This window comes from Micromonospora sp. NPDC003816 (genome assembly GCF_042874705.1).
Classification (GTDB): Bacteria; Actinomycetota; Actinomycetes; order Mycobacteriales; family Micromonosporaceae; genus Micromonospora.
The window spans coordinates 862,274-887,843 of the sequence record NZ_JBIANP010000003.1 but is presented as its reverse complement, the minus strand read 5'-3'; the positions used below and the strand labels follow the sequence as shown (position 1 = coordinate 887,843).

The window sequence follows — 25,570 nt, the reverse complement described above, 5'->3', positions numbered from 1 at the left end:
GGCGTGGCGCGGCGAATCTCACTGGCCGACGACCTCCGAGCCCATCGGACAGGATCGATTGACATCGCCCCGTCCACCCTGGAAACATGCCCGATACCTGGGAGCGCTCCCAGGTTTCCCGCATACGCACACCACCATTCCGTCCCGTTCGTCGGAAGGAATATCCGTGACGCCATCCCGACGTCGCCTCGCGGCGCTCGCCGCGGCGACCACCGTGGCGCTGGCCGCTGTGAGCGCCGGCACCGCCCACGCCGATCCCCCGGCCGAGGCCCCCGAACAGATCACGAACGGCGATTTCAGCACCGGCGTGTCGCCGTGGTTCTCCTTCGGCACCGGTCCGCTCGGCGTGACCGACGGCCAACTCTGCACCACCGTCGCCGGTGGGCTGGCCAACCCCTGGGACGCCGGCATCGGCCAGGACGCGGTGGCGCTGGTCGCCGGCGCCGAGTACACCCTCGGCTTCGACGTCACCGCCACCCCCGGCAGCGCCGTGACCGCCGTGCTGCAACTGGGCAACGCCCCCTACACCGGCTACTACTCGGTCACCGCCGCCGCCACCCCCACCCAGCAGCGGGTCGAGCGGACCTTCGTGGCGCCCGAGGACGACGAGCGCGCCCAGCTCATCTTCCAGGTCGGCGGCGCCGCCGAGGGCCAGACCGTCTGCCTGGACAACGTCTCGCTGCGCGGCGGCAACCCGCCCGAGCCGTACGTGCCGGACACCGGCCCCCGGGTCCGCGTCAACCAGGTCGGCTACCTGCCCGGCGGCCCCAAGAACGCCACGGTCGTCACCGACGCCACCGAGGCCCTGCCCTGGCAGTTGCGTGCCGCCTCCGGCAGTGTGGTCGCCAGCGGCACCACCACCCCGCGCGGTGTCGACGCGGCGTCGGACCAGAACGTGCACTCCGTCGACTTCTCCGGCTACCGCACCCCCGGGCAGGGCCTGACGCTCGCCGTGGACGGCGAGGTGAGCCACCCGTTCGACATCTCCGGCGCGCTCTACGAGCGACTGCGCTCCGACGCGTTGCAGTTCTTCTACATCCAGCGCAGCGGCATCGCCATCGACGGCGATCTGGTCGGCGAGGAGTACGCCCGACCGGCCGGCCACCTGGGCGTCGCCCCGAACCAGGGCGACACCGACGTGCCGTGTCAGGCCGGTGTCTGCGACTACCGGCTCGACGTGCGCGGCGGCTGGTACGACGCCGGCGACCACGGCAAGTACGTCGTGAACGGCGGCATCGCCACCTACCAGTTGCTCAGCACCTTCGAGCGGACCAAGAACGCCGCCACCGCCGGTTTCGGTGCCGCCCTCGGCGACAGCACGCTGCGGGTGCCGGAGCGCGACAACGGGGTGCCCGACATCCTCGACGAGGCCCGCTGGGAGCTGGAGTTCCTGCTGCGGATGCAGGTGCCGGCCGGTAAGCCGCTGGCCGGGATGGTCCACCACAAGATCCACGACCGGAACTGGACCGGCCTGCCGTTGCAGCCCGAGGACGACCCGGAGCCGCGTGAACTGCACCCGCCGTCCACCGCCGCCACGCTCAACCTGGCCGCCGTGGCCGCGCAGTGCGCCCGACTGTTCGCCCCGTACGACGCGACGTTCGCCCAGCGCTGCGGCACCGCCGCCAAGACCGCGTACGCGGCGGCCAAGGCCAACCCGACCCGGTACGCCAGCCCGACCGACGGCAACGGCGGCGGCGCGTACGACGACAGCAACGTCACCGACGAGTTCTACTGGGCCGCCGCCGAGCTGTACCTGACCACCGGCGAGCGGGCGTACCTGACCGACCTGACCGCGTCTGCGCACCACACCGGTGACGTCTTCGACGTCCGGGGCTTCGGCTGGCAGAGCGTCGCCGCGCTGGGTCGCCTCGACCTGGCCACCGTGCCGAACGGGCTGCCCGCCGCCGACCTGGCCCGGGTTCGCGCCTCGGTCACCACCGCCGCCGACGGCTACCTCGCCGAGATCCAGCGGCAGGCGTACGGGCTGCCCATGCCCGGTGACGCCGGCAGCTACTTCTGGGGCGGCAACGGCAACGTGATCAACAACGCGGTCGTGCTGGCCACCGCGTTCGACCTGACCCGCGAGGCGAAGTACCGCGACGGTGCGGTGCAGGCGATGGACTACATCTTCGGCCGCAACGCGCTGAACATCTCGTACGTGACCGGGTGGGGCGAGCACGCGGCGGAGAACCAGCACAGCCGCATCTTCGGCCACCAACTGGACCCGTCCATGCCCAAGCCCCCGGTCGGTTCGCTGGCCGGCGGCCCGAACGCAGCCCTCCAGGACCCGTTCGTGGAGCAACTGCTGGCCGGGTGCGCGCCGATGTTCTGCTTCGTCGACGACATCGCCTCGTACTCCACCAACGAGGTCGCCATCAACTGGAACTCGGCGCTGACCTGGATCTCCTCGTTCCTGGCCGACCAGGGTGACGCCTCGGCCGTACCGGCGCCGACGTGCTCGGTGTCGTACACCAACTACGGCTCCTGGCAGGGCGGCACCGGCTTCACCGCCCAGGTGGCCATCCGCAACACCGGCACCAGCGCGGTGAACGGCTGGACCGCCCGCTTCGCCTTCACCGGCGACGCCAAGGTCCGGGAGGCTTGGACGGCGAAGGTGACCCAGGCCGGCGCCACGGTGACCGCCAAGAACGAGTCGTACAACGCCCGGATCAACCCGGGTGGCACGGTGACCTTCGGCTTCAACGCCACCACCGGGCCGGGGGCCAACCCCAACCCCGGCCTGGTCACCGTCAACGGCTCTCCCTGCACCGTCTCCTGAACCCCGGGTGGGGGGCCGTCGGCGACCGGCCCCCCATCCGGCCCCCTCTCGTCTCGCCCGCCTCGCCCGCCTCGCCCGCCTCGCCTCGTTGATCAAGAAGTTCGGGTCCCGATCCACGCTGGATCGGGACCCGAACTTCTTGATCGTCGCGTGGCAGCATGGCCGGTATGACGGAGATCGTGGTGCGGCGGGGCGGGGTGGCGGATCGGGACAGCGTGTTGCGGCTGCTCGACGTGGCCATCGCGTGGTTGGCGGAACGGGGGCGTACCGGGCAGTGGGGCACCGCGCCGGCCTCGTCCGACCCGCGCCGGATCGCCCAGGCCGACGGATGGGCCGGCGGCGGCGGACTGTGGCTGGCCGAGATCACCGGACAACCGGTCGGCGCGCTGGTGGTGGGCGCCGCCACCGAGTACGTACCACCCGCCACAGAGCCGGAGCTGTACGTGAACCTGCTCGTCACCGACCGGGCGTACGCCGGGGCCGGGATCGGTGGCCGGCTGCTGGCGCACGCCGCTGAGCTGGCCCGGGAACGCGGCGTGGACCTGCTGCGGGTGGACTGCTACGCGGGCGACGACGGCGCGTTGGTCCGCTGGTACGAGCGGCAGGGTTTCACCGCCACCGACCCGTTCACGGTGCCCCGACCGGACGGCGCGCGGTGGCCGGGACAGGTGCTGGCCCGCCGCCTCGACTGAGCCGCCGCCGGGCCCGGGGTCCCCGGGGTCCCCGGGGTCCGGACCGGGTCAGGTCAGGTCCCGGTCGGGCCCCACGGCCGACCGGCTGCGGACAGTGCTGGTCAGCCGCTCCGGCCGCGCAGCTTCGGCAGCACCTGCTCACCGAACGCATCGAGGAACGGACGCTGCTCCTGCCCGACGTGGTGCAGCGCGATCTGGTCGAACCCGAGCTCGATGTACTCCTCCAGCCAGCCCACGTGCCGACCCAGGTCGGCGGAGATGTTGACCACCTCGGCGAGGCGGCTCATCGGCACCTCGGCGGAGACCACGTCGAAGTGTTCCGGGGTGGCCAGGTCCCAGCAGACCGGTGGCGCGAAGACGTTGCTGCGCCACTGGTCGTACGCGATCGCCTCGGCGTCGGCCTGGTCCGGCGCCCAGCTCAGGTGCACCTGGAGATGCACCGGCCCGCGCCCGCCGGCCTCCCGGTACGCGTCGACCATGCGACGCAGGTGCTCGGGCGCGGCGTTGACGGTGATCAGCCCGTCCGCCCACTCGGCGCACCAGCGGGCGGTCTCCACGCTGACCGCCGCGCCGACCAGGGCCGGCGGCTGCTCGGGACGGCTCCACAGTCGGGCGCGGTCGACGCGTACCAGGCCGTCGTGGCTGACCTCCTCACCGGCGAGCAGTGCGCGGATGACGTCGACGCACTCGCGCAGCCGGGCGTTACGCACGTCCTTGCGCGGCCAGACCTCGCCGGTGATGTGTTCGTTGGCGGCCTCGCCGGAACCGAGGGCGGCCCAGAACCGCCCCGGGTACATCGCGCCGAGGGTGCCGATCGCCTGGGCGATGATCGCCGGGTGGTAGCGCTGCCCGGGCGCGTTGACGACCCCGAAGGAGAGGTCGGTGGCCTGGAGCGCGGAGCCGAGCCAGGACCAGGCGAACCCGGAGTGGCCCTGCCGCTCGCTCCACGGCGCGAAGTGGTCGGAGCACATGGCCGCGTCGAAGCCGACCTGCTCGGCATGGATCACCGCTTCCAGCAGCGCGCGCGGGTGGATCTGCTCGTGGGAGGCGTGGAAGCCGATCGCCGTCATGCCGGCCTTCCCTACCCACGCTCGCCGGGATGTAAGCAGGGGTCCCCTGCTAACGCCTGGTGCATAGCAGGGGACCCCTGCTTACATCCCGGCGAGCCCGGCGACTACTCGGCGTGGGCGCCCGCACCGGCGGTGGCCGCGCCCTCGCCCACCCAGACGGTCTTGACGTTGCAGAACTCGTGCATGCCCTGCGCCGACAACTCCCGTCCGTAGCCGGAGTTCTTCACCCCACCGAAGGGCAGTTCCGGGTACGACGTGGTCATGCCGTTGACGAAGACGGCTCCCGCCTCCAGGTCGGTGGCGAAGCGCTCCTGCTCCTGCGGGTCACGGGTCCAGGCGTTCGACCCGAGCCCGTACGCGGTGCCGTTGGCCACCTCGATCGCCTCGTCGTACGACGCGACCCGGTACAGCCCGGCGACCGGCCCGAACACCTCCTCGCTCCACATCCGCATGTCCGGCCGCAGGTCGGTGACCACGGTCGGCGGATAGAACCAGCCGTCACCGGCCGGCTTCTCGCCGCCGCAGAGCACGGTGGCTCCCTTGTCGACGGCGTCGCGTACCTGGGCGTCGACCTCGTCGCGCCCCCGTGCCGAGGCGAGTGGTCCGACGTCGGTGTCGTCGTCCATCGGGTCGCCGACCCGCAGGGCCGACATCCGGTGGGCGAACGCCTCGGCGAACGCGTCGTACACGTCGGCGTGCACGATGAACCGCTTGGCCGCGATGCAGGACTGGCCGTTGTTCTGGCAGCGGGCGGTGGTGGCCACCTCGGCGGCGAGTTCCACGTCGGCCGAGGGCATCACCACGAACGGGTCACTGCCACCCAGTTCGAGCACGGTCTTCTTGAGTTCCCGGCCGGCGATCTGGGCGATCGAGCGGCCGGCGGGCTCGCTGCCGGTGAGCGTGGCGGCCCGGACCCGGGGGTCGCTCAGGATCCGGTCGACGGCGTCGGAGCCGACCAGCAGTGTGGTGAAGGCTCCTTCGGGGAAACCGGCCCGCCGGAACACGCTCTCCAGCAGCAGCGCGGTCTGCGGCACGTTGGAGGCGTGTTTGAGCAGTCCGGTGTTGCCCGCCATCAACGCCGGTGCGGCGAACCGGACGACCTGCCAGAGCGGGAAGTTCCACGGCATGACCGCCAGCACCGGCCCGATCGGCTGGTAACGGACGAACGCCCGGGTCGCGGAGACCGCCGACGCTTCGGCCGGGCGGTCGGCCAGGAACTCGGCGGCGTGCCGGGCGTAGAACCGGCAGGCGCTGGCGCACTTGGTGACCTCGGCCTTCGACGAGGCGAAGGTCTTGCCCATCTCGGTGGTCATCAGCCGGGCGATCTCGTCGCGCTCCGCCTCCAGCAGGTCGGCCGCGGCCTCCAGCCACCGCCCGCGCTGCGCGATCGTGGTGGACCGCAGGTCCCGGTACGCCAGGTCGGTCCGCTCGATCGCCGCGTCGACCTGCGCGTCGGACATCGCCTCGTACGTCTTGAGCACCTGTCCGGTCCGGGGGTCGGTGGTGGCGATGGACATCAGGGCTTCTCCCGTCACTCGAAGAGCGAGTGCCGTACGCCGGGCTCCTCGCGACGGCGGGCGGCACGACGACGTTGGATGACGGCCAGGTCGACGACGGCGATCACCGCGAGAACGACGCAGACGACACCCAACCAGGCCACATCGGCACGGAACGCCAGCACCGCGAAGACGACCATGGAGACGAGCCCGAAGCCCGCCAGTACGAGCCTCAGGTTCAGCGCGCTGTTCGCGTGGCCGACCGTGCCTCGGGCGCGTCGGGGCTGTGATCTGGTCATCGCCCCCACCTACCCGGCGGTGCCGGGGCTAACCGTCGTCGCCGGGGCCCGGTGGTGCGTTGCGTTACATCGACCGCCCGTCGAGGGGCCGGTCCGGGTCGGCGCGAGGAACATGGAGGACATGACCGTGATCCCTGCCGCGCCGGTGACCGTCGCCGTGGCCCGACGTGCCGACCCCGCCCGCACCGACGAGATGGTGGCGTGGATGCGGGCCGGGACGGCGCTGGCCGAGGTGTTCCCGGGTTTCCTCGGCGCCGGTTGGGTGCGCAGCGCACCCGGCTCGGGCGAGTGGCACATGCTCTATCGCTTCGCCGATCCGGACACGCTGAGCCGCTGGGAGGAGTCGCCGCAGCGGCACTGGTGGTTGACCTCGGCGCAGGGCATCGTCGAGCACACCCGGGTCGAGCGGCGGACCGGCATCGAGGGCTGGTTCGACCCGCCCCGCGAGGAGACCGTGGAGGTGCTCGACGCGGCGCCGACGGTGCCCGCCTCGCCGCCCCGCTGGAAGCAGGCGATCACCATCTGGCTGGCGTTCTTCCCGCTCAGCCTGTCGGCGACGCTGCTCACCGGACATCTCCTGCCGGACCTTCCTGTCGCGGCCCGGGTGCTGGTCATGACGCTCACCCTGACCCCGCTGATGACCTATCTGGTGCTGCCCCGGATCACCCGGGCGCTGCACTGGTGGCTGCACGGCCACCGCGCCCCGTGGCGGGCATAGCACGCGACCCTCGTCCACGACAGTTCTCTGCCGCATCTCCGACACCGACACGGGAGCACCACCGGCCCCACGCGTAGAGTCACCCTGCTGTCGCTCTGTGCTGTGAGGCTGGGGAACTCATGCCTAAACGCTGGACCACCGCCGTGGTCAGCCTGCTCGCACTGGTCGCGCTCGCCTGCGAGGGCGGCGCGGAACCGACACCACGCCCGAGCGACGGCACACCCCGGGCCGGTTCACCCAAGGTCGTCGCGGCGCTCGGCGACTCGATCACCACCGGGTTCGGCTCCTGCCTGGTCCTGACCTCATGCGAGCGCAACTCCTGGTCGACCGGGGACGGCCTGCGGGTGGAGAGCCACTTCCGCAGGCTGGTGGACCGCAACCCCGGGCTGCGCGGCCACAACCACGCCCGTCCGGGCGCCCGGGCCGCCGCACTGGCCGGGCAGGCCGAGCGGGCGGTACGCGACCGCGCCGACTACGTGACGGTGCTGATCGGCGCCAACGACGCCTGCCGGGGCACGATCGACGCGATGACCCCGGTGACCGAGTTCCGGGCCGAGGTGGACCGGGGGCTGCGGGTGCTGCGCGAGGGCCGCCCGAAGGCGCGGGTGCTGGTCGTCAGCATCCCGGACCTGTACCGCCTCTGGGAGGTCGGCCACGACGACTCGCGGGCGGCCCGCGCCTGGCGGCGGGGTGTCTGCCCGGCGCTGCTGGCCGACGCGACCTCGGACGCCCCCGCCGACCGGGCCCGCCGGGCGGAGTTCCGGGAGCGGATCGACGCCTACAACAGCCAACTCCGCGCGGCCTGCCGGGCGTACGGCTCCCGGTGCCGCCACGACGGTGGGGCGGTGCACCGGGTCCGCTTCGACCTGGATCTGGTCAACCGGTTGGACTACTTCCACCCCGACACCGACGGCCAGTCCCGCCTCGCCGAGGTGACGTGGCGTTCCTCCGGCTACGCGGACTGACCGTCGGCGGCTCGCCCGCCGGACTACTCAGGAGAGATACGGGGTGCCGGGATGGGCGGGCCGTCGGGTCGGCGGTAGAGGGCCCGCGAGCGTTCGGCGAGCCCCTTGGTGGCCGAGGAGTTGGCCCAGGTGCCGAGGACGACCGCAGCGCCGGGCACCACCTTGGCGAAGAGCCGTTTCGCGGCACGTACGCCGGCCATCTGGGCCAGCCGTACGCCCAGCCGCAGCATCACCCGGCTCAGGGCCTGCTGCCCGCCACCACCGCCGAACAACGCACCGGCCCGTTCCCGTCCGGCCGCCACTCCCAGTGCCAGCCGGGCACTCGCCGCCACCTTGTGCACCTTCTGCAGCACCAGCAGGTCGGCGGCACGGTCGGGATGTGTCGGGTCCACCCCGTACGCGGCGGCGATGTGCAGCACCATCCGCGCCTGGGTCCAGGCCAGCACCCCCACGTCGATCACCGCGCCGGGCAGCCCGGCAGCGCCGGAGACCGCACCGGAGAGCCGCGCCCGGTTGACGAATCGGCGTACCGCCTTCTCTGCCAGGGCCTCCTCGGTGAGGCGCGGATGGTCGGCGCGGGCCTGCCGGGCCCACCGCGCCGCCTCCGGCCCGAGCCGGCGCACCGCCTCGATGGCGAGGTGCTCCGGCGCGTACTGCGGATCCTGGCGCATGCGGTCCCAGAGCGTGGCCGGCGGGGCCTCGACGGCCTCGCCCGCGGACGCCGGCCCGGCTGGCGCCGGGGTGACGGGCTGACCGTCGGCGGGGACGGAATCGCTCATCGCTCTCCCTTCGGTGACTTTCATCCATGTGTACCTCGTGACGGCAACGCGGTACCCCCGCCGGTTGTTGCTACACCGATGCCGGGCCGAGCGGCCCGCCGCAACAGGAATGCATCAGGATGACGGGTACGTTCTGGCGATCGGGACGCCGCCAACCCGGCGACCCGTGACGCGCACACCAGGGAGGCCGCACCGGTGCTCGACCCACACGAGCTCTACGAACTCACCGACGATCTGCCCGACCTCGGCCAACCGGTCCTGATCCAGGCGCTCACCGGCTTCGTCGACGCCGGTAACGCGAGCCGGCTGGCCCGCGAGCAGTTGCTCACCTCGCTGGACGCCCGCCCGATCGCCCGGTTCGACCTCGACCAGATGTTCGACTACCGCTCCCGGCGACCGGTGATGACCTTCGTCGAGGACCACTGGGAGAGCTACGACGCCCCGGCGTTGGAGCTGCACCTGCTGCGCGACGACGAAGAGACCCCGTTCCTCCTGCTCACCGGCCCCGAGCCGGACCTGCAGTGGGAGCGGTTCGTGGCCGCCGTGGCGGGCCTGGGCGAGCGGCTGGACGTCCGGCTCACCGTCGGTCTCAACGCGATCCCGATGGCAGTGCCGCACACCCGTCCGACCGGCGTGACCGCACACGCCACCCGGCGTGACCTGATCGCCGGCTACGAGCCCTGGCTGCAACGGGTGCAGGTTCCCGGCAGTGTGGGGCACCTGCTGGAGTTCCGCCTCGGTGAGGCGGGCCGCGACGCGCTGGGCTTCGCCGCCCACGTGCCGCACTACGTGGCACAGGCCGAGTACCCGGCCGCCGCCGAGGTGCTGCTGGCGTCGGTGTCGCGCAGCACCGGGCTGCTGCTGCCCCGCGACGGGCTGCACTCGGCCGCCGAGGTGGTCCGGGTCGAGATCGACCGGCAGGTCGCGCAGAACGACGAGGCCAGTGCGTTGGTGCAGGCCCTGGAGGAGCAGTACGACGCGTACGCCCGGGGCAAGGGTGAGCGGAACCTGCTGGCCGCCGAGAACGGTCCGCTGCCCACGGCGGAGGAACTCGGCGCCGAACTGGAACGCTTCCTCGCCGAGCAGACCCGCCCGCCGGAGGTGTAAGGAAGGGCACCTTATTAACGCCTCGTGCATAGCAGGGGTCCCCTCCTAACAGATCGCCACCGCACACCGCCCGTCGCGACCCGCCGGGCTCGGGCGACACCGGGCAGGCCGGGCCGGGATACGGCAGGCTGGCACCATGCGCCTGGCGACCTGGAACGTCAACTCGGTGAAGGCCCGCCTGCCCCGACTGCTGGACTGGCTGGCCGGCACCGGGCCGGACGTGGTCTGCCTTCAGGAGACCAAGTGCCCCGACGGCGCGTTCCCCGTCGCCGAGGTGGGCGAACTCGGTTACACCGTGGCCAGCCACAGCGACGGACGGTGGAACGGCGTGGCCGTGCTGTCCCGGGTCGGGCTGGCCGACGTCACGGTCGGATTCCCCGGCGAACCGGGGTTCCCCGACCCGGAGGCCCGCGCCGTCGCCGCCACCTGCGACGGGCTGCGGGTCTGGTCGGTGTACGTGCCGAACGGCCGCGCCACCGACGATCCGCACTACGCGTACAAGCTGGCCTGGCTGGCGGCGCTGCGGGACGCGCTGGACGCGGAACTCACCGGCGGGCCGGCGCTGGCGGTCTGCGGCGACTTCAACGTGGCCCCGACCGACGAGGACGTGTGGGACCCGGCCCTGTTCGCGACCTCCACCCACGTCACGCCCGCCGAGCGGGCCGCGCTGGCGGCGCTGCGGGACCTCGGTCTCACCGACGTCGTGCCGACCCCGATGAAGGGGCCGCACCCGTACACCTACTGGGACTACCGGGCCGGGATGTTCCACCAGAACAAGGGCATGCGAATCGACCTGGTGTACGCCTCGGCGCCGGTGGCCCGTGCGGTCCGCTCCGCGTACGTGGACCGGGAGGCCCGCAAGGGCAAGGGTCCCTCCGACCACGCGCCGATCGTGGTCGACGTCGACCTCGTCCCGACGGTCGAGTCCTTCTGACCTCCCCCACCGCCCGGCGACCTCTCCCGCCGATCCTGGTACGCGACGGCCCCTCGTGGGGCATCCGAGTACCAAGATCTGCTGCGCTCATCCAGGTCTAGGGTGGAGACATGGCAGTTGTGAAGATCAACGCGATCGACGTCCCACCCGGTGCCGGCGAGGAACTGGAGAAGCGCTTCGCCGCCCGCGCCCGCGCCGTGGAGAACTCCCCCGGTTTCCTCGGCTTCGAGCTGCTGCGCCCGGTGGCCGGCGAGAGCCGCTACTTCGTGTACACGCGGTGGGAGACCGAGCAGGCGTACCAGGACTGGGCCAACGGTCCCGCCCGTGCCGCCCACGCCGCCCCGCCCGGTGCCGAGCAGCGTCCCCCGGTCGCCTCCGGCGCCAGCCTCCTGGAGTTCGAGGTCGTCCAGCAGGTTCCCTGACCGCAGCCGCCCGCTTTCTGGCGCGTGGCACCGAGGGAGAGCGAGGCCGGGTCGGGCCGCGCCGACGACGACGCCGGCACAGTGGTCAGGCGGGGCGGGTGGTGGTGAGGCTGGCGAAGGCGATCACGTTGTCGGCGTAGCCGTCCGGCCCACCGAGCCACTCGCCGCCGCAGGTGATCAGCCGCAGAGTCGGTGGACCGTCGTGACCGTAGACGCGGTCGGCCGGCAACTGGTCCTTGGGGAAGCGCTCGACGGAGTCCACGGTGAAGACCGCCACCGAGCCGTCCTCCCGATTCACCTCGACCGTGTCGCCCACCCGGAGCCTGCCCAGGTCGTAGAAGACCGAGGGGCCGCTCTTGGTGTCCACGTGCCCGACGATCACCGCCGGGCCGGGGTCGCCGGGGACCGGCCCCCGGTCGTACCAGCCGGTCTCCTGGTGCCGGCTCAGCGGCGGCACCCCGATCGTGCCGTCCGGTGCGTCGCCGACCGGCTTCACCGGGGCGGAGACGTCGATCGAGGGCACCGAGAGGCTCACCGGTCGGGCCGCGGTCCGCGCCATGGGTGCCGAGGCCGACGTCTGATCGCCGCCGGTCGCGGCCCAGCCCAGCGGGGAACCGGCGGTCCGCCCCAACCCGGCCCCGGTGGCGAAGACACCGACCAGCACCAGCACCACGGCCAGCGGCAGCGACCACGGGCGACGGCCGGACCGCTCGACCCGTTCCACGCGACGGGTCCGGACGCGGGCGGCGGCGCCGACCGGGGCCCGACCCTCCACATCCGGCGGGATCGGCCCGTCCAGGTCGGTCGGGTACGCCCGCCCCGGAGGTGGAACGCCCGGACCCGGCCGTGGCACGCCCGGCGGCGGTACGCCCGGACCCGGCGGCGGGGTGTCGACGGGAAGGCGTGCCCACGGACGCGGCGGATCGGGCACGAAGAGGTCGAAACGCGGCGGGCTGCCTACCGGGCGGCTGCGCGGAGCACCGGCGACGGGCGACGGACGGCCGGTTCGGGGCGTACCGCCGGAGCCGGTGGGTCGGGGCGCGCGAGGGGCGGGCACGGCGGGCTCACCCGCCCGTGCCGCGCCGACGGGTGGCGGCGACCCAGACGACCATGCCGGTGACGGTCAGCGCGAGCCCGCCGGGCAGCAGCAGACCGGAGGCGACCCCACCGGCACCGCCGCCGAATCCGGTAGCCGGGCCTCGGCTGGGCTTTATCTGGCGTACCACCTGGACCATCGTGGACGCGGTCTCGCCGCCCCGGCACTCCAGCTTGACCCGGTAGTTGCCCGGGAGCACCCGGTCCTTGACCATGGCCGTCCCGTGCAGCAGGCCGCGTTGCGGCTGCACCGCGACCCGGCCGAAGGCATCCGAGACGACGATCGCGCCGACCGAGTTGTCCTGACAGCTCGCCCGCAGGCCGACCAGGTGTCCCGGTTCGACGGTGCTGGGCATGACCTCGACGAAGACGTTCGGGCCGGGCTGTGGGGCGGCGGCCCGCGCGGGGCCGGCCGGCAGCACCGGTGCGACGAGGAGGGCCGCGAGCAGAGGCAGAGCGGCGGCGAGCAGCAGCGGGGCGGCGACCGAGGGCACCCGACGAATACGCGTCCCTGACACGATGCCCCCTCCCGGCGCGCCGGAGCAGTCGCCGGGCGCCGCTGCGGACACCCGGTCTGCCGTACGGGATGATGGTCTCACTCCCGGTCGTACCTCACATCCGATCCGGCGCGAAGCTCGCGTAGGCTCGGTTCGCTGTGACCTCCACCGACCCGCATCCCACCGCGTCCGCGCCGCCGTACCCGGCGCGACCGATCCGCACCTTCCACCCGCGTGGCGGCCGGATGAGCGACCGTCAGACGGCGGCGTTGACGCATCTGTGGCCGAGGTACGCCCTGCGGGTGGCCGACGTCGACCGACTCGATCCGGTCGACCTCTTCGGCCGGCGGGCACCGCTGGTGGTCGAGATCGGGTCCGGCATGGGCGACACGACCGCCGACATGGCCGCCGCCGACCCGGATCGAGACTATCTGGCGGTCGAGGTGCACACGCCGGGAATCGCGAACCTCCTGGACCTCGTGCACCAGCGTGAGCTGGGCAATCTCCGGATCGCCGAGGGCGACGCGCTGGACCTTCTCCGCCTGCTGCCGACCGACTCGCTGGACGCGGTGCACGTGTTCTTCCCGGATCCGTGGCCGAAGTCGCGGCACCACAAGCGGCGGCTGATCCAGCCCGCGCACGTGGCGGTGCTGCGGTCCCGGTTGGCGCCGGGCGGCACGCTGCACTGCGCGACCGACTGGGCGGAGTACGCGGCGTCGATGCGGGTGACGCTCGACGCCGACCCGGGCCTGGTCAACCTCTACGACGGGTTCGCGCCCCGGCCGGCGCACCGACCGGTGACCCGGTTCGAACGGCGGGCGCTGCGGGCGGGACGCCCGATCGCCGACCTGATGTACCGCCGCCGCTGAGCCGCCGCCGTCGCGGGTGCGGGGGTCGGGGCCGGTTGGCGTTTGTGGGGTTACGGAAGGCACGATGGACCGGCCATGACACTCACCGCCGCGCTGCCGAAGACCGCCGACCCCGACACCCTCTACGACGCGTTCGCCAGCTGGGCGTCCGAGCGCGGTCTGGACCTCTATCCCCACCAGGAGGAGGCGGTCATCGAGATCGTCTCCGGCGCGAACGTGATCATGAATACGCCGACCGGTTCCGGCAAGAGCCTGGTGGCGATCGCCGCGCACTTCGCCGCGCTGGCCGACAGCCGGACGACGTTCTACACCGCGCCGATCAAGGCCCTGGTGTCGGAGAAGTTCTTCGCGCTCTGCGAGGTGTTCGGCGCGGAGAACGTCGGCATGCTCACCGGCGACGCGAGCGTCAACGCCGACGCGCCGATCATCTGCTGCACGGCGGAGATCCTGGCCAACCTGGCGCTGCGCGAGGGCAGCCGCGCCGACGTCGGGCAGGTCGTCATGGACGAGTTCCACTTCTACGCCGAGCCCGACCGGGGCTGGGCCTGGCAGGTGCCGCTGATCGAGCTGCCGCAGGCGCAGTTCGTGCTGATGTCGGCCACGCTGGGCGACACCACCCGGTTCGTGGACGACATGGCCCGGCGCACCGGTCGGCCGACCGCCGTCGTCCGCTCGGCCGAGCGGCCGGTCCCGCTGCTCTTCTCGTACGCGATGACGCCGCTGCACGAGACGCTCGAAGAGTTGCTGCAGACCAAGCAGGCCCCGGTGTACGTCGTGCACTTCACCCAGGCCGCCGCGCTGGAGCGCGCACAGGCGCTGATGAGCGTCAACGTCTGCACCCGCGCCGAGAAGGACATGATCGCCCAGGCCATCGGCGGCTTCCGGTTCACCTCCGGCTTCGGCAAGACGCTGTCCCGGCTGGTCCGCCACGGCATCGGCGTGCACCACGCCGGCATGCTGCCCAAGTACCGCCGGCTGGTGGAGACGCTCGCCCAGGCGGGACTGCTCAAGGTCATCTGCGGAACGGACACCCTCGGCGTCGGCATCAACGTGCCGATCCGCACCGTGCTCTTCACCGGCCTCTCCAAGTACGACGGTGTGCGTACCCGGCTGCTCAAGGCCCGTGAGTTCCACCAGATCGCCGGCCGCGCCGGGCGGGCCGGTTTCGACACTCTCGGCCGGGTCGTCGTGCAGGCCCCCGAGCACGTGATCGAGAACGAGAAGGCGCTCGCCAAGGCCGGTGACGACCCCAAGAAGCGCCGCAAGGTGGTCAAGAAGAAGCCGCCGGAGGGGTCGATCGGGTGGGGCCAGCCCACCTTCGACCGCCTGGTGTCGGCCGAGCCGGAGCCGCTGACCTCCAGCTTCCAGGTCAGCCACTCGATGCTGCTCAACGTCATCGGCCGCCCCGGTGACGCGTTCGCCGCGATGCGGCACCTGCTCACCGACAACCACGAGGACGCGGCGGCGCAGCGCCGGCACATCCGCCGGGCGATCGCCATCTACCGGGCGCTGCGGGCCGGTGGCGTGGTCGAGGAACTGCCCGAGCCGGACGAGACCGGGCGACGGGTACGACTCACCGTCGACCTCCAGCTGGACTTCGCGCTCAACCAGCCGCTGTCGCCGCTCGCGCTGGCCACCATCGAGCTGCTGGACACCGAGTCCCCGTCGTACGCGCTCGACGTGCTGTCAGTGATCGAGTCGATCCTCGACGACCCGCGCCAGGTGCTCTCCGCGCAGCAGTTCAAGGCCCGTGGCGAGGCGGTCGCCGCGATGAAGGCCGACGGCATCGAGTACGAGGCCCGCATCGCACTGCTCGACGAGGTGACCTGGCCGAAGCCGTTGGCCGAGTTGCTGGAGAACGCGTACGAGATGTACCGGCAGGGGCATCCGTGGGTGGCCGACCACCAGCTCTCCCCCAAGTCCGTGGTCCGGGACATGTACGAGCGGGCGATGACGTTCACCGAGTTCGTGCAGTTCTATGGGCTGTCCCGGTCCGAGGGGCTGGTGCTGCGCTACCTCGCGGACGCGTACAAGACGTTGCGGCAGACGGTGCCCGAGGAGGCCAAGACCGAGGAACTCGTCGACCTGATCGAGTGGCTCGGCGAGTTGGTCCGGCAGGTCGACTCCAGCCTGATCGACGAGTGGGAGCGGTTGCGCAACCCGGGCGACCTGCCCGACGTCGCCGCCGCCCTGGACGACCGTCCGGTCGCGGTGACCCGCAACGCGCGGGCGTTCCGGGTGCTGGTGCGCAACGCCCTGTTCCGGCGGGTGGAACTGGCGGCGTTGCGGCACTGGGACGCCCTCGGCGAGCTGGACGTCGAGTCCGGCTGGAACGCCGACGCCTGGGCGGACGCGCTGGAGCCGTACTTCGAGTCGTACCCGGAGATCGGCACCGGCCCGAACGCCCGTGGGCCCGCGTTGCTCATGATCGAACAGGGCCGCGAGCGGTGGACCGTCCGGCAGATCCTCGACGATCCGGACGGCGACCACGACTGGGGCATCAGCGCCGAGGTCGACCTGGTCGCCTCCGACGAGGCGGGGGCAGCGGTGGTACGCGTCACCGACGTCGGCCAACTGTAGGAATCCGCTCCATCCCACGGGCACCGGCAGCGCGACGCGCCGAGCGTTCCGGGGCGTCGGCGTGCCCAGGGATTGTCGGCACAAAATGGGGCGTTCCTCAACAGTGGGGGTCGACGCTCACATGCCATCACATAGGCGACGGATCAAACCCGGGCAGCGCTCCGCCGACAGCGCCGTCGTGGTGCTCGTGGCGGCGTCCTTCGGCCCGTACGTGGTCTCCGGGGTCCGCACCGAGCAGCTCGCCGTCTGCGTCGTCGCGGTGCTCGCGTTCCTGGCCCGTGCCCGACGCCTACCGACCGCCCCCGGGCCGGTCGTGGCGCTCGCCGCCCTGCTCGTGGCCTATCCGGTCGTCGCCGCCGTGGCGTCGATCGGCGACGCCCACCTCTCCACCGGAATGCGCACGGTCGGTTTCTGGGCCGGGCTGGACAACCTGCTCCTGCCGGCGATCGTCCTGGCCGCCGGCTATCTGATCGTCTCGGGCGACGTCGACCGGCTGCGATTGCTGCGGTTCGCCGCCGGGACGCTCGTCACCGTCCTCGCCGCCAACGCGATCCTGGCGTACGCGATGCTGATGGACCCCGGCGCGTACGACCACATCCTGACCGCCTGGTGGAGCGGCGACGCCGGCACGGTGACCACCGCCGAACGGGCCGCCACGATGGGCCGCTACTCGGGCGTCTTCAACCAGCCCGCCGAGGCCGGGGTCATGTACAGCCTCGGGCTGGTCGCCGCCGTGTTCCTGCTGCGTCGCCGACCCGTCCCGCTCGCCGCCGCCGGGGTGCTCCTCACCATCGGCGGCCTCCTCACCGCGTCCAAGATCTTCCTGCTGGTCGGGCTGCCGGTGGCGATCTGGCAGACCTGGGCCGGTTCGCCGTGGCGTACCCGCGTCGGCGCCGCCCTCGCCGTCGGCGGCGTCCTGGCCGTCTTCGATCATCAGGCGCGGCGGCCCGACTCGCCGATCGGCGGTATGCTCCTCGACGCGTGGCTCACCCCCGGCGAGCAGTCCGGCAGCCTCCTGTCGCTGTACTCGGCCCGCCGGTTCGGTGAGAACTCGACGCTCGCCGACGCCGCCGGGATCGTGTTCACCCACTCGCCGTGGACCGGCTTCGGCATGGACGGCCTGCGGGTCGCCTACGACTCGGTGTGGGTGGAGGCACTGGTGATGGCGGGCGTCCTCGGCGTGGTGGCGCAGTCCGCGATCCTGACCATGCTGGTCGTACTCTGGTGGCGGTCCCGCCGCCGGACCGACCGCGCCGTGGTGCGCTTCGGCGCCGGGCTACTGGTCGTGGTCGTCGTCGGGTCGCTGGGACTGCCCACCACCACGGTCAACCGGGTGGCGACGGTGGTCTGGTTGCTGGTGGCGCTGCTGCTCGTGACCCGACCGCCCACCCCGGCACCGACGCCGGCACCGCCAGCGGCCTCGATGCCGGCCCCGGTGGCGGCGGGGCCGCGCCGGACGCCGCCGCCGGCCCGCCGGACAGCACCCACGCCGCGTCGACCCACGGTGCGGACCGCTCCGTTCGCGCCGCTCCGGTCAGGGTTCCGAACCTGGCCGGTACGCACCCGCCAGAGCAGTCCGATCAGCCCCTTATCTCCTCTGGGCGATGTCAGACCCGTCGATTAGAATGTATGTACTAATCGAGTTCCTGACCTGGGAGGATGCTCGTGACAGCGCCCACCTCCGCCCCCCTCACGCCGTACGCCACCCTCCTCGGCTTCACCCGGTACGTCGGCCGCACCGGGCCCACCAAGGCCAGCTTCGTCGGCGGCCTGCGTCGGCAGCGGGCCAGCCGCTCCGGGTTCAACCCGCACGGCCAGTTCGTCAAGGCACTCAAGGCCGACATCGCCTTCCACACCGGCGGCACCCACCTGACCCAGGTGGTCGACGTGGTCAAGCCCCGCTGGCGACCGCTCTACCAGGCCCTGATCCCCGGCGCGACCGCCTGGCTGCACTCGCTCGGCGAGCCGGCCACCATCAACCTGGCCCAGACCCGCGACGCCCTGGCCATGCTCGGCGACCTACCGATCAAGATCAACCCCCACTTCGGCATCCGGTACGCCGACGGCCGCGCCCAAGCGGTCCGCCTGCACTTCGACGAGGCGCCGCCCAGCGAGGAGGCGACCCTGGCCGCCCTGCACCTGACCGCCCGCCACATGGACGCCGTCCTGCCGCACGCCGAGCCGGTCCTGGTCGACGTCCGGCGCGGCACCACCTACCGGATGCCCGACAGCGCCAGGCCCGACGAGATCGAACGCTGGCTGGCCGGTGAGGCCGCCGCCTTCCGCGCCATCTGGTCCGCCGCCGCCTGACGCCCCCTCCCCCACCCCTCTCGTCCGCACGTCCGCACGTCCGCACGTCCGCAATTGATCATCCCGTTGTTGTCGGTCTGTTCTCCGCTTCTCTTCGGACTCGGTGGTGGTCCGGTGCCAGCCGGTGCCGGACCACCCGCCCGCCGAGTCGGGGTGCACCGCTGCCACGGCCCACCGGGATCCAGCCCAGCGGCGGATCAGGCCCGGCGACGCAGTGGCCGCCGACAGGTCCACTGGCCGCCGAGGGCACCACGTTGCTCCGATGTCGGCTGCCGTTGTCCACAGGCGGGGGCTGTCAGCGGGCGACAGGTTGTCCACAGGGACAGCGGAGACGCCGCGCGCCCGTCCAGGGTGTGCCCATGCCGGTATCTCCCAGACGGCCCCCGGAACTACGCGGGCGACTCTTCCGAGGCTCCGAAGATCCGCGCAACTTCACCGATATTGCTGCCTCATCCACTCCCGGAGGCAGCAGTATCAACGAAGTTGCGCGGATCATGACGATGCGCGCTTCGCGCGGCCAGGTGGGTGACTCGGGCGCGTGAGTTACTCGGGCGTGGTGGGTGAATCGGTGATCTCGTACACCTGCGGGGCGTCCAGCGGGCCGGCGATCACCCGGAGCGCCGGGAAGTGATCGGCGAGCAGCCGCCGGCACCGGTCGCAGGGGGCAACCAGACTCCGACCGCGATCGCCCACAGTGACGATGGTCTCCAGGTCGCCCGCGAGCTGGGTCGCTGCGGTGCCCACCACGACCACCTCGGCGCAGGCACCCCCGGTGGGGTGCACGACGTTAACGCCGGAGACTATCCGCCCGTCGACGGTGCGGGCCGCCGCCGCAAGGGTGTGGGCGGCGCTGCGACAGCGCAGCTTGGCCACGGCGCTGGCGGCCTGCACCAGCGCCCGGTCGGTGTCACGCATCGTCATCGGCGTTCCCGTACTCGCTCCGGCTCGGCGGTCAACGATAGACCGCCGCTCCGCTTACGCCCACGCGGCGCAGGCACACATGACGCAGGACGCGCACCGCGCTGTACGCGCTCGGCGCAGGCGCGCTCCACGCAGGCGCGCACGGCGCAGGGCACGCACGACGCAGGGCACGCACGACGCAGGCGCGCTCGGTGTTAGGAGGGGACCCTTCCTATACCTGAGGCGTTAGGAAGGGGCCCTTCCTTTCACGCGGGCGGGTGGGTAACCAGGAGGCGGGTCGGCGGGTCGCTGCCTATCCTTGGGCACGACATGCAGAATCAAGCCACCACCGCCGCGACCGATCCGGTTCGCGAGGTGCACCGTCGTCTCTCGCCGTTGATGTTCCGCGACCAGCGTCGGCTGCGTCGGCGGCTGGACGGGTTGCGGAAGGTGCGCGATCCGCAGCGTCGGGAGGAGACGCTCGCCGAGATCGTGGTCGAGGTGGCCGAGGCGGAGGCGCGCCTGGCGGCCCGACGCGCGGCGGTGCCGACGGTGACGTACCCGCCGCAGTTGCCGGTCAGCGAGCGTGCGGCCGACATCGCGGCGGCGATCCGTGATCACCAGGTGGTGATCGTGGCCGGGGAGACCGGGTCGGGCAAGACCACCCAGTTGCCGAAGATCTGCCTGGAGTTGGGCCGTGGGGTGCACGGGCTGATCGGGCACACCCAGCCGAGGCGGTTGGCGGCGCGTACGGTCGCGGACCGGATCGCCGAGGAGTTGGGCACGCAGCTCGGTGACGTGGTCGGCTTCAAGGTGCGCTTCTCCGATCAGGTGGGCGAGAACAGTCTGGTCAAGCTGATGACCGACGGCATTCTGCTGGCCGAGTTGCAGACCGACCGGATGCTGCGCCAGTACGACACGTTGATCATCGACGAGGCGCACGAGCGCAGCCTCAACATCGACTTCATTCTCGGCTACCTCCGGCAGCTCCTGCCGCGTCGCCCCGACCTCAAGGTGATCATCACCTCGGCGACCATCGAGACCGACCGGTTCGCCCGGCACTTCGCGGGGCCGCCCACCGCCGAGCACCCGGACGGGGTGCCGGCGCCGGTGGTCGAGGTGTCCGGCCGGACGTACCCGGTCGAGGTGCGGTACAGGCCGCTGGTCGAGGTCGACGAGGACGCCGACGACACGGACGAGGAGAACGTCCGCGACCAGGTCCAGGCCATCGGTGACGCGGTGCAGGAACTGGCCGCCGAGGGGCCCGGCGACGTCCTGGTGTTCCTCAGCGGCGAGCGGGAGATCCGGGACACCGCCGACGCGCTGGGCAGGCTCGTCGAGAACCGCCCGGCGTTGCGGCACACCGAGATCCTGCCGCTGTACGCCCGGCTCAGCGTCGCCGAGCAGCACCGTGTCTTCGCCCCGCACGGTGGGCGGCGGGTGGTGCTGGCGACCAACGTGGCGGAGACCTCGCTGACCGTGCCGGGCATCAAGTACGTGGTGGATCCGGGGACCGCGCGGATCTCCCGCTACTCGCAGCGGCTCAAGGTGCAGCGGCTGCCGATCGAGCCGGTCTCGCAGGCCAGCGCCAACCAGCGCAAGGGCCGCTGCGGGCGTACCTCGGACGGCATCTGCATCCGGCTCTACGACGAGCAGGACTTCCTGGCCCGCCCCGAGTTCACCGACCCGGAGATCCTGCGCACCAACCTGGCCTCGGTCATCCTCCAGATGACCGCCATCGGGCTGGGCGACATCGCCGCCTTCCCGTTCATCGACCCGCCGGATCGGCGCAACATCGCCGACGGCGTGAACCTGCTGCACGAGTTGGGTGCCCTGGACCCGACGGAGTCCGACCCGGACCGGCGGCTGACCGCGCTCGGGCGGCGTCTCGCCCAGCTCCCGGTCGACCCCCGGCTGGCCCGGATGGTGCTGGAGGGCGAGCGCAACGGGTGTGCCGTCGAGGTGATGGTGATCGCCGCGGCGCTGTCGATCCAGGATCCCCGGGAGCGGCCCGCCGACCGGCAGGCGCAGGCGGACCAGGCGCACGCCCGGTTCGCCGACTCCGAGTCGGACTTCGTCGCGTACCTCAATCTCTGGCGTCATCTGCGCGAGCAGCAACGGGCCCTGTCGTCGAGCGCGTTCCGCCGGATGTGCAAGGCCGAGTACCTCAACTACCTGCGGGTACGCGAGTGGCAGGACATCGTCAGCCAGTTGCGCCAGGTGTTGCGTACGCCGAACGCGGACCTGCCGGAGGAGATCGACACGCCCCGGGTGCACCAGTCGCTGTTGCCCGGTCTGCTCTCCCACATCGGCCTGAAGGACGCTCAGAAGCACGAGTACCTGGGGGCCCGGGGGGCGAAGTTCGGGCTGTTCCCGGGGTCGGCGCTGTTCCGCAAACCGCCGCGTTGGGTGATGGCCGCCGAGCTGGTGGAGACGTCCCGGCTGTGGGGGCGGGTGAACGGCCGGATCGAGCCGGAGTGGGTCGAGCCGCTCGCCCAGCACCTGGTGAAACGCAGTTACAGCGAGCCGCACTGGGAGAAGAAGCAGGCGGCGGTGATGGCGTACGAGAAGGTGACGCTCTACGGCGTACCGCTGGTCACCTCCCGCAAGATCACCTTCGGTCGGATCGATCCGGCGCTGAGCCGGGAGCTGTTCATCCGGCACGCGCTGGTCGAGGGCGACTGGTCCACCCACCACCAGTTCTGGCGGGACAACCAGCGGCTGCTGACCGAGGTGGAGGAGTTGGAGAACCGGGCCCGGCGGCGGGACATCCTGGTCGACGACGAGACGATCTTCCAGTTCTACGACGAGCGGATCCCCGCCGACGTGGTCTCCGGGCGGCACTTCGACAGTTGGTGGAAGACGGCGCGGCGCGAGCGGCCGGACCTGCTGACGTTCACCCGGGAACTGCTGGTCAACGCCGGTCGGGGCGGGGTGGACGAGGCCGACTTCCCGGACTCGTGGAGTGCCGACGGGGTCAGCCTGCCGGTGACGTACACCTTCGAGCCGGGCACCCCGACCGACGGCGTGACCGTGGACATCCCGTTGCCGCTGCTCAACCAGGTGCCGGCGGAGAGCTTCGACTGGCAGGTGCCGGGGCTGCGCGAGGAGTTGGTGATCGCGCTGATCCGGTCGCTGCCGAAGCCGGTGCGCCGCAACTTCGTACCGGTGCCGGACTACGCCCGCGCCGCGCTGGCCGCGATCACCCCCGGCGAGGAGCCGCTGCTGGACGCGCTGACCCGGCAGTTGCGGCGGATGACCGGGGTGACGGTCCCCCGCGACGCCTGGGACCTGAGCCGGCTGCCGGCACACCTGCGGGTCACGTTCCGGGTGCTCGGCGAGGACGACAAGCCGGTCGCCGAGGGCAAGAACCTGCCGGAGCTGCAACGCCGGCTCAAGGCGGAGGTACGCCAGGTGGTGGCCGCCGCCGCACCGGACGTGGCGCGTACCGGGCTGACCGGGTGGGAGATCGGCACCCTGCCGCGCACCATCGAGCAGGTCCGGGCCGGGTACGCGGTGACCGCCTACCCGGCGCTTGTGGACGAGGGCGCCACGGTGGGCGTACGCGTCTTCGACTCGGCCGGCGAGCAGGAGGCCGCGCACTGGGCGGGCACCCGACGGCTGCTGCGGTTGACCGTGCCGTCACCGGCGAAGTTCCTCCAGGGGCGGCTCTCCAACGAGGCGAAGCTGTCGCTGTCCCGCAACCCGCACGGCGGGGTGCAGGCGTTGATCGAGGACGCGGCCGGGGCGGCGATCGACAAGCTGGTCGGCGACGCCGGTGGACCGGCCTGGGACGCCGAGGGTTTCGCCGCGCTGCGGGACACCGTGCGGGCCGGGCTGGTGGACACGGTGGTGGAGGTGATGGACCGGGTCAGGGCGGTGCTCGGCGCGGCGTACGCGGTGCAGCAGCGGCTCGGCGCGACCCGGAACCTGGCCGTGGTGGCCGCCCTGGCCGACATCCGTGCCCAGCTCACCCGCCTGGTGCACGCCGGGTTCATCACCGAGGCCGGGTACGCCCGCCTGCCCGACCTGCTGCGCTACCTGACCGCGATCGAGCGGCGGATGGACCGGCTGGCGGCGAACCCGCAGCGGGACAAGCAGCAGCAGGACCGGGTCGCGGTGGTGCAGCGGGAGTACGACGAGATGGTCGCGGCGCTGCCGGTGGCCCGGCGGACCTCGGCTGCGGTGCGGCAGATCCCCTGGATGATCGAGGAGTTGCGGGTGAACGTCTTCGCCCAGGCGCTGGGCACCCCGTACCCGGTCTCCGAGCAGCGCATCTATCGCGCCATGGACGACGCGGAGAGCGGCTAGTGCGGTGTCCAGAAACGTTCAGCCAACGTTCCTGGACACCGCACTAGGCCAGAGGTTCGACGCCGGGCGGGAGCTGCGCGTCGGCGGTGGCGGTCTGCACGTACTCCAGCAGGATGCGGCGGAGTTCGCGGCCGGCGTGCGTCGGCACCACGTCGCGGCGGCGGGCCACCGCGATGGTGCGGCGGACCCCGGGGGGCGCGAGCCGGGTGACCCGGATGCCGGGTCGCCGGGCCACCACGATGCCGGGTACGAGGGCGACGCCCAGCCCGGCCTCGACGAAGCTGAGGACGGCGTCCATCTCGCCGCCGTCGACGGAGAGCGTCGGCTCGAACCCGGCGGCACGGCACGCCTGGAGGGTGGCGTCGCGCAGGTCGTAGCCCTCGCGGAACATCACCAGCGGCTGGTCGCGCAGGTCGGTGATGCGCAGGTCGTCGCCGGTCGAGGCGGTCGGCAGCGGGTCGACGGAGGCGACCACCAGGCTTTCCCGCAGGATCGGGTCGGCGCGCAGCCCGGGGTCGGTGCCCTGGGCCGGCATGATGATCAACGCCAGGTCGAGGTCGCCGCGGAGCAGGTCACGGACCAGGTCCTGGGAACCGCCCTCCTCCACCCGCAGGTCGATGGTGGGGTGCGCGTCGCGGAACAGGCGCAGCACCGGCGGGGCCAGCGAGGTGGCCAGGCTGGGGGTGGCGCCGAGGCGTACCCGGCCGCGCCGCAGGCCGACCAGCTCCTGCACCTCCCGGGTGGCGGTGTCGACGTCGGCCAGGATCCGCTTGGCCAGCGGGAGCAGCACCTCGCCGGCGGCGGTGAGCGTGATGTTCCCCCTTACCCGCTCGAACAGCGGCGCACCGAGGCTGTCCTCCAGAGCGTGAATTTGCTTACTCAACGAGGGCTGAGTTATGCCGACGATGTCGGCTGCCTGGGTGAAATGTCGTACTTCTGCCACTGCTACGAAGTACTTCAGCTGATGGAGCTGCATCTACATAGCTTATGGCTATCAAGACTGCGGTGTCGATGCATTGGACGACTGATCAAAGTGCTCCTAGCGTCGGGCTCGTGGTAGTCACGACGAGAACGCGGTCGCCCATCCGATCCAATGTCGGACTGAAGGCGGTCATGGCGGTGACGGGCATCTTCCTGGTGCTCTTCCTCATCGCGCACATGCTGGGCAATCTCAAGGTCTTCGCGGGCGACACGTCGTTCAACGACTACGCGCACTGGCTGCGCGGAATCGGCGGCCCGGTGCTGCCGCACGCCTGGTTCCTCTGGATCATGCGGATCGGCCTGCTGGTCTCGGTGCTCGGCCACATCTGGGCGGCCACCGTCCTCGCGCTGCGGGCCCGCGCCGCCCGCCCGGTGCGCTACGCCCACCGCAAGAAGGTCCGGGGCAGCTACGCCGCCCGCACCATGCGCTGGGGCGGCGTGATCATCCTGCTCTTCGTGATCTACCACATCCTGGACCTGACCACCGGCACGCTGAACCCGGTCGGTGACCCGTCCCGGCCGTACGCCAACGTGGTGGCCGACTTCGCGCCCGCGCGCTGGTACGTCACGCTCTTCTACACGCTGGCGATCGTCGCGCTCGGCTTCCACCTGCGGCACGGCATCTTCAGCGCGCTGCGCAGCCTCGGGCAGCAGACGCCCCGTGGCGAGCAGCGGGCCCGCCTGGTGGCGTTGACCTTCGCCGTCGTGCTCTGCGCCGGCTACCTCCTGGTCCCGTTCGCCGTACTCACCGGATTGGTGTCCTGAC

The 25,570-nt window shown here is 72.0% G+C and carries 21 protein-coding genes; 13 read left to right on the top strand and 8 right to left on the bottom strand.

Annotated features, from left to right (window positions below; all coding sequences use genetic code 11):
* The first annotated feature begins 166 nt into the window (after positions 1 to 166).
* Together ACFYTT_RS14820 and ACFYTT_RS14815 are read left to right on the top strand one after the other, a co-directional pair.
* The gene (locus ACFYTT_RS14820) at positions 167 to 2,779 is read left to right on the top strand and encodes a glycoside hydrolase family 9 protein (RefSeq protein WP_387259512.1); all 2,613 of its coding nucleotides are present in this window, start codon (positions 167 to 169) and stop codon (positions 2,777 to 2,779) included.
* A gap of 167 nt (positions 2,780 to 2,946) precedes the next feature.
* Positions 2,947 to 3,471: a GNAT family N-acetyltransferase gene (locus ACFYTT_RS14815; RefSeq protein WP_387259509.1), complete on the top strand. Its 525-nt coding sequence runs from the start codon at positions 2,947 to 2,949 to the stop codon at positions 3,469 to 3,471.
* 101 nt (positions 3,472 to 3,572) lie between these two features.
* On the opposite strand, the gene ACFYTT_RS14810 is transcribed toward ACFYTT_RS14815, so the two are convergent.
* From ACFYTT_RS14810 to ACFYTT_RS14800, 3 genes are all read right to left on the bottom strand, one after another.
* On the bottom strand, positions 3,573 to 4,541 hold the full coding sequence (locus ACFYTT_RS14810) for a TIGR03885 family FMN-dependent LLM class oxidoreductase (RefSeq protein ID WP_131054574.1): 969 nt from the start codon (positions 4,539 to 4,541) through the stop codon (positions 3,573 to 3,575).
* Positions 4,542 to 4,645: 104 nt separating this feature from the next.
* Positions 4,646 to 6,058, bottom strand: coding sequence for an NADP-dependent succinic semialdehyde dehydrogenase (locus tag ACFYTT_RS14805; protein WP_387259506.1), 1,413 nt, complete (start codon positions 6,056 to 6,058; stop codon positions 4,646 to 4,648).
* Positions 6,059 to 6,072: 14 nt separating this feature from the next.
* Positions 6,073 to 6,336 carry a DUF6343 family protein gene (locus ACFYTT_RS14800; RefSeq protein ID WP_131054576.1) on the bottom strand — a complete coding sequence of 88 codons (264 nt, stop codon included), beginning with the start codon at positions 6,334 to 6,336 and terminating at the stop codon, positions 6,073 to 6,075.
* A gap of 121 nt (positions 6,337 to 6,457) precedes the next feature.
* Between ACFYTT_RS14800 and ACFYTT_RS14795 the strand changes: the two genes are divergently transcribed.
* Positions 6,458 to 7,054, top strand: a complete 597-nt coding sequence (locus ACFYTT_RS14795) for an antibiotic biosynthesis monooxygenase (protein WP_131054577.1) — start codon at positions 6,458 to 6,460, stop codon at positions 7,052 to 7,054.
* A 119-nt stretch (positions 7,055 to 7,173) separates the two neighbouring features.
* Positions 7,174 to 8,019 carry a GDSL-type esterase/lipase family protein gene (locus tag ACFYTT_RS14790; RefSeq protein WP_176093230.1) on the top strand — a complete coding sequence of 282 codons (846 nt, stop codon included), beginning with the start codon at positions 7,174 to 7,176 and terminating at the stop codon, positions 8,017 to 8,019.
* A gap of 23 nt (positions 8,020 to 8,042) precedes the next feature.
* Here the strand turns inward: ACFYTT_RS14790 and ACFYTT_RS14785 are convergent, their stop codons facing one another.
* The gene (locus ACFYTT_RS14785; protein WP_131056330.1) at positions 8,043 to 8,798 is read right to left on the bottom strand and encodes an EcsC family protein; all 756 of its coding nucleotides are present in this window, start codon (positions 8,796 to 8,798) and stop codon (positions 8,043 to 8,045) included.
* A gap of 195 nt (positions 8,799 to 8,993) precedes the next feature.
* Here ACFYTT_RS14785 and ACFYTT_RS14780 point away from each other — a divergent pair, with 195 nt between their 5' ends.
* The 3 genes from ACFYTT_RS14780 to ACFYTT_RS14770 all read left to right on the top strand — a co-directional run bounded on the left by ACFYTT_RS14780 (position 8,994) and on the right by ACFYTT_RS14770 (position 11,261).
* Entirely contained in the window at positions 8,994 to 9,905 is a 912-nt protein-coding gene (locus tag ACFYTT_RS14780; RefSeq protein WP_387259502.1) for a proteasome assembly chaperone family protein, read from the top strand.
* A gap of 136 nt (positions 9,906 to 10,041) precedes the next feature.
* Positions 10,042 to 10,839: an exodeoxyribonuclease III gene (locus ACFYTT_RS14775; protein WP_131056326.1), complete on the top strand. Its 798-nt coding sequence runs from the start codon at positions 10,042 to 10,044 to the stop codon at positions 10,837 to 10,839.
* A 110-nt stretch (positions 10,840 to 10,949) separates the two neighbouring features.
* On the top strand, positions 10,950 to 11,261 hold the full coding sequence (locus ACFYTT_RS14770) for an antibiotic biosynthesis monooxygenase (protein ID WP_131056324.1): 312 nt from the start codon (positions 10,950 to 10,952) through the stop codon (positions 11,259 to 11,261).
* An 85-nt stretch (positions 11,262 to 11,346) separates the two neighbouring features.
* Here ACFYTT_RS14770 and ACFYTT_RS14765 read toward each other — a convergent pair whose 3' ends face one another.
* Both ACFYTT_RS14765 and ACFYTT_RS14760 read right to left on the bottom strand, forming a co-directional pair.
* The gene (locus ACFYTT_RS14765) at positions 11,347 to 11,985 is read right to left on the bottom strand and encodes a class F sortase (protein WP_387259785.1); all 639 of its coding nucleotides are present in this window, start codon (positions 11,983 to 11,985) and stop codon (positions 11,347 to 11,349) included.
* 340 nt (positions 11,986 to 12,325) lie between these two features.
* Positions 12,326 to 12,874, bottom strand: a complete 549-nt coding sequence (locus ACFYTT_RS14760) for a hypothetical protein (protein WP_387259499.1) — start codon at positions 12,872 to 12,874, stop codon at positions 12,326 to 12,328.
* 137 nt (positions 12,875 to 13,011) lie between these two features.
* Between ACFYTT_RS14760 and trmB the strand changes: the two genes are divergently transcribed.
* The 4 genes from trmB to ACFYTT_RS14740 all read left to right on the top strand — a co-directional run bounded on the left by trmB (position 13,012) and on the right by ACFYTT_RS14740 (position 18,612).
* Positions 13,012 to 13,722 carry a tRNA (guanosine(46)-N7)-methyltransferase TrmB gene (gene trmB, locus ACFYTT_RS14755; protein ID WP_131055958.1) on the top strand — a complete coding sequence of 237 codons (711 nt, stop codon included), beginning with the start codon at positions 13,012 to 13,014 and terminating at the stop codon, positions 13,720 to 13,722.
* Positions 13,723 to 13,797: 75 nt separating this feature from the next.
* Positions 13,798 to 16,302 carry an RNA helicase gene (locus tag ACFYTT_RS14750; protein ID WP_131055960.1) on the top strand — a complete coding sequence of 835 codons (2,505 nt, stop codon included), beginning with the start codon at positions 13,798 to 13,800 and terminating at the stop codon, positions 16,300 to 16,302.
* Between the two features lie 121 nt (positions 16,303 to 16,423).
* On the top strand, positions 16,424 to 17,926 hold the full coding sequence (locus ACFYTT_RS14745; RefSeq protein ID WP_387259496.1) for a hypothetical protein: 1,503 nt from the start codon (positions 16,424 to 16,426) through the stop codon (positions 17,924 to 17,926).
* A gap of 41 nt (positions 17,927 to 17,967) precedes the next feature.
* The gene (locus tag ACFYTT_RS14740; protein ID WP_131053384.1) at positions 17,968 to 18,612 is read left to right on the top strand and encodes a hypothetical protein; all 645 of its coding nucleotides are present in this window, start codon (positions 17,968 to 17,970) and stop codon (positions 18,610 to 18,612) included.
* A gap of 543 nt (positions 18,613 to 19,155) precedes the next feature.
* On the opposite strand, the gene ACFYTT_RS14735 is transcribed toward ACFYTT_RS14740, so the two are convergent.
* Positions 19,156 to 19,533: a cytidine deaminase gene (locus ACFYTT_RS14735; protein ID WP_176093224.1), complete on the bottom strand. Its 378-nt coding sequence runs from the start codon at positions 19,531 to 19,533 to the stop codon at positions 19,156 to 19,158.
* A 309-nt stretch (positions 19,534 to 19,842) separates the two neighbouring features.
* On the opposite strand from ACFYTT_RS14735, the gene hrpA reads away from it, so the two are divergent.
* The gene (gene hrpA / locus ACFYTT_RS14730) at positions 19,843 to 23,823 is read left to right on the top strand and encodes an ATP-dependent RNA helicase HrpA (protein ID WP_387259492.1); all 3,981 of its coding nucleotides are present in this window, start codon (positions 19,843 to 19,845) and stop codon (positions 23,821 to 23,823) included.
* A 43-nt stretch (positions 23,824 to 23,866) separates the two neighbouring features.
* Here the strand turns inward: hrpA and ACFYTT_RS14725 are convergent, their stop codons facing one another.
* On the bottom strand, positions 23,867 to 24,799 hold the full coding sequence (locus ACFYTT_RS14725) for a LysR family transcriptional regulator (protein WP_131053380.1): 933 nt from the start codon (positions 24,797 to 24,799) through the stop codon (positions 23,867 to 23,869).
* Positions 24,800 to 24,876: 77 nt separating this feature from the next.
* On the opposite strand from ACFYTT_RS14725, the gene ACFYTT_RS14720 reads away from it, so the two are divergent.
* Entirely contained in the window at positions 24,877 to 25,569 is a 693-nt protein-coding gene (locus ACFYTT_RS14720; protein ID WP_255446612.1) for a succinate dehydrogenase cytochrome b subunit, read from the top strand.
* Position 25,570: the final 1 nt, after the last annotated feature.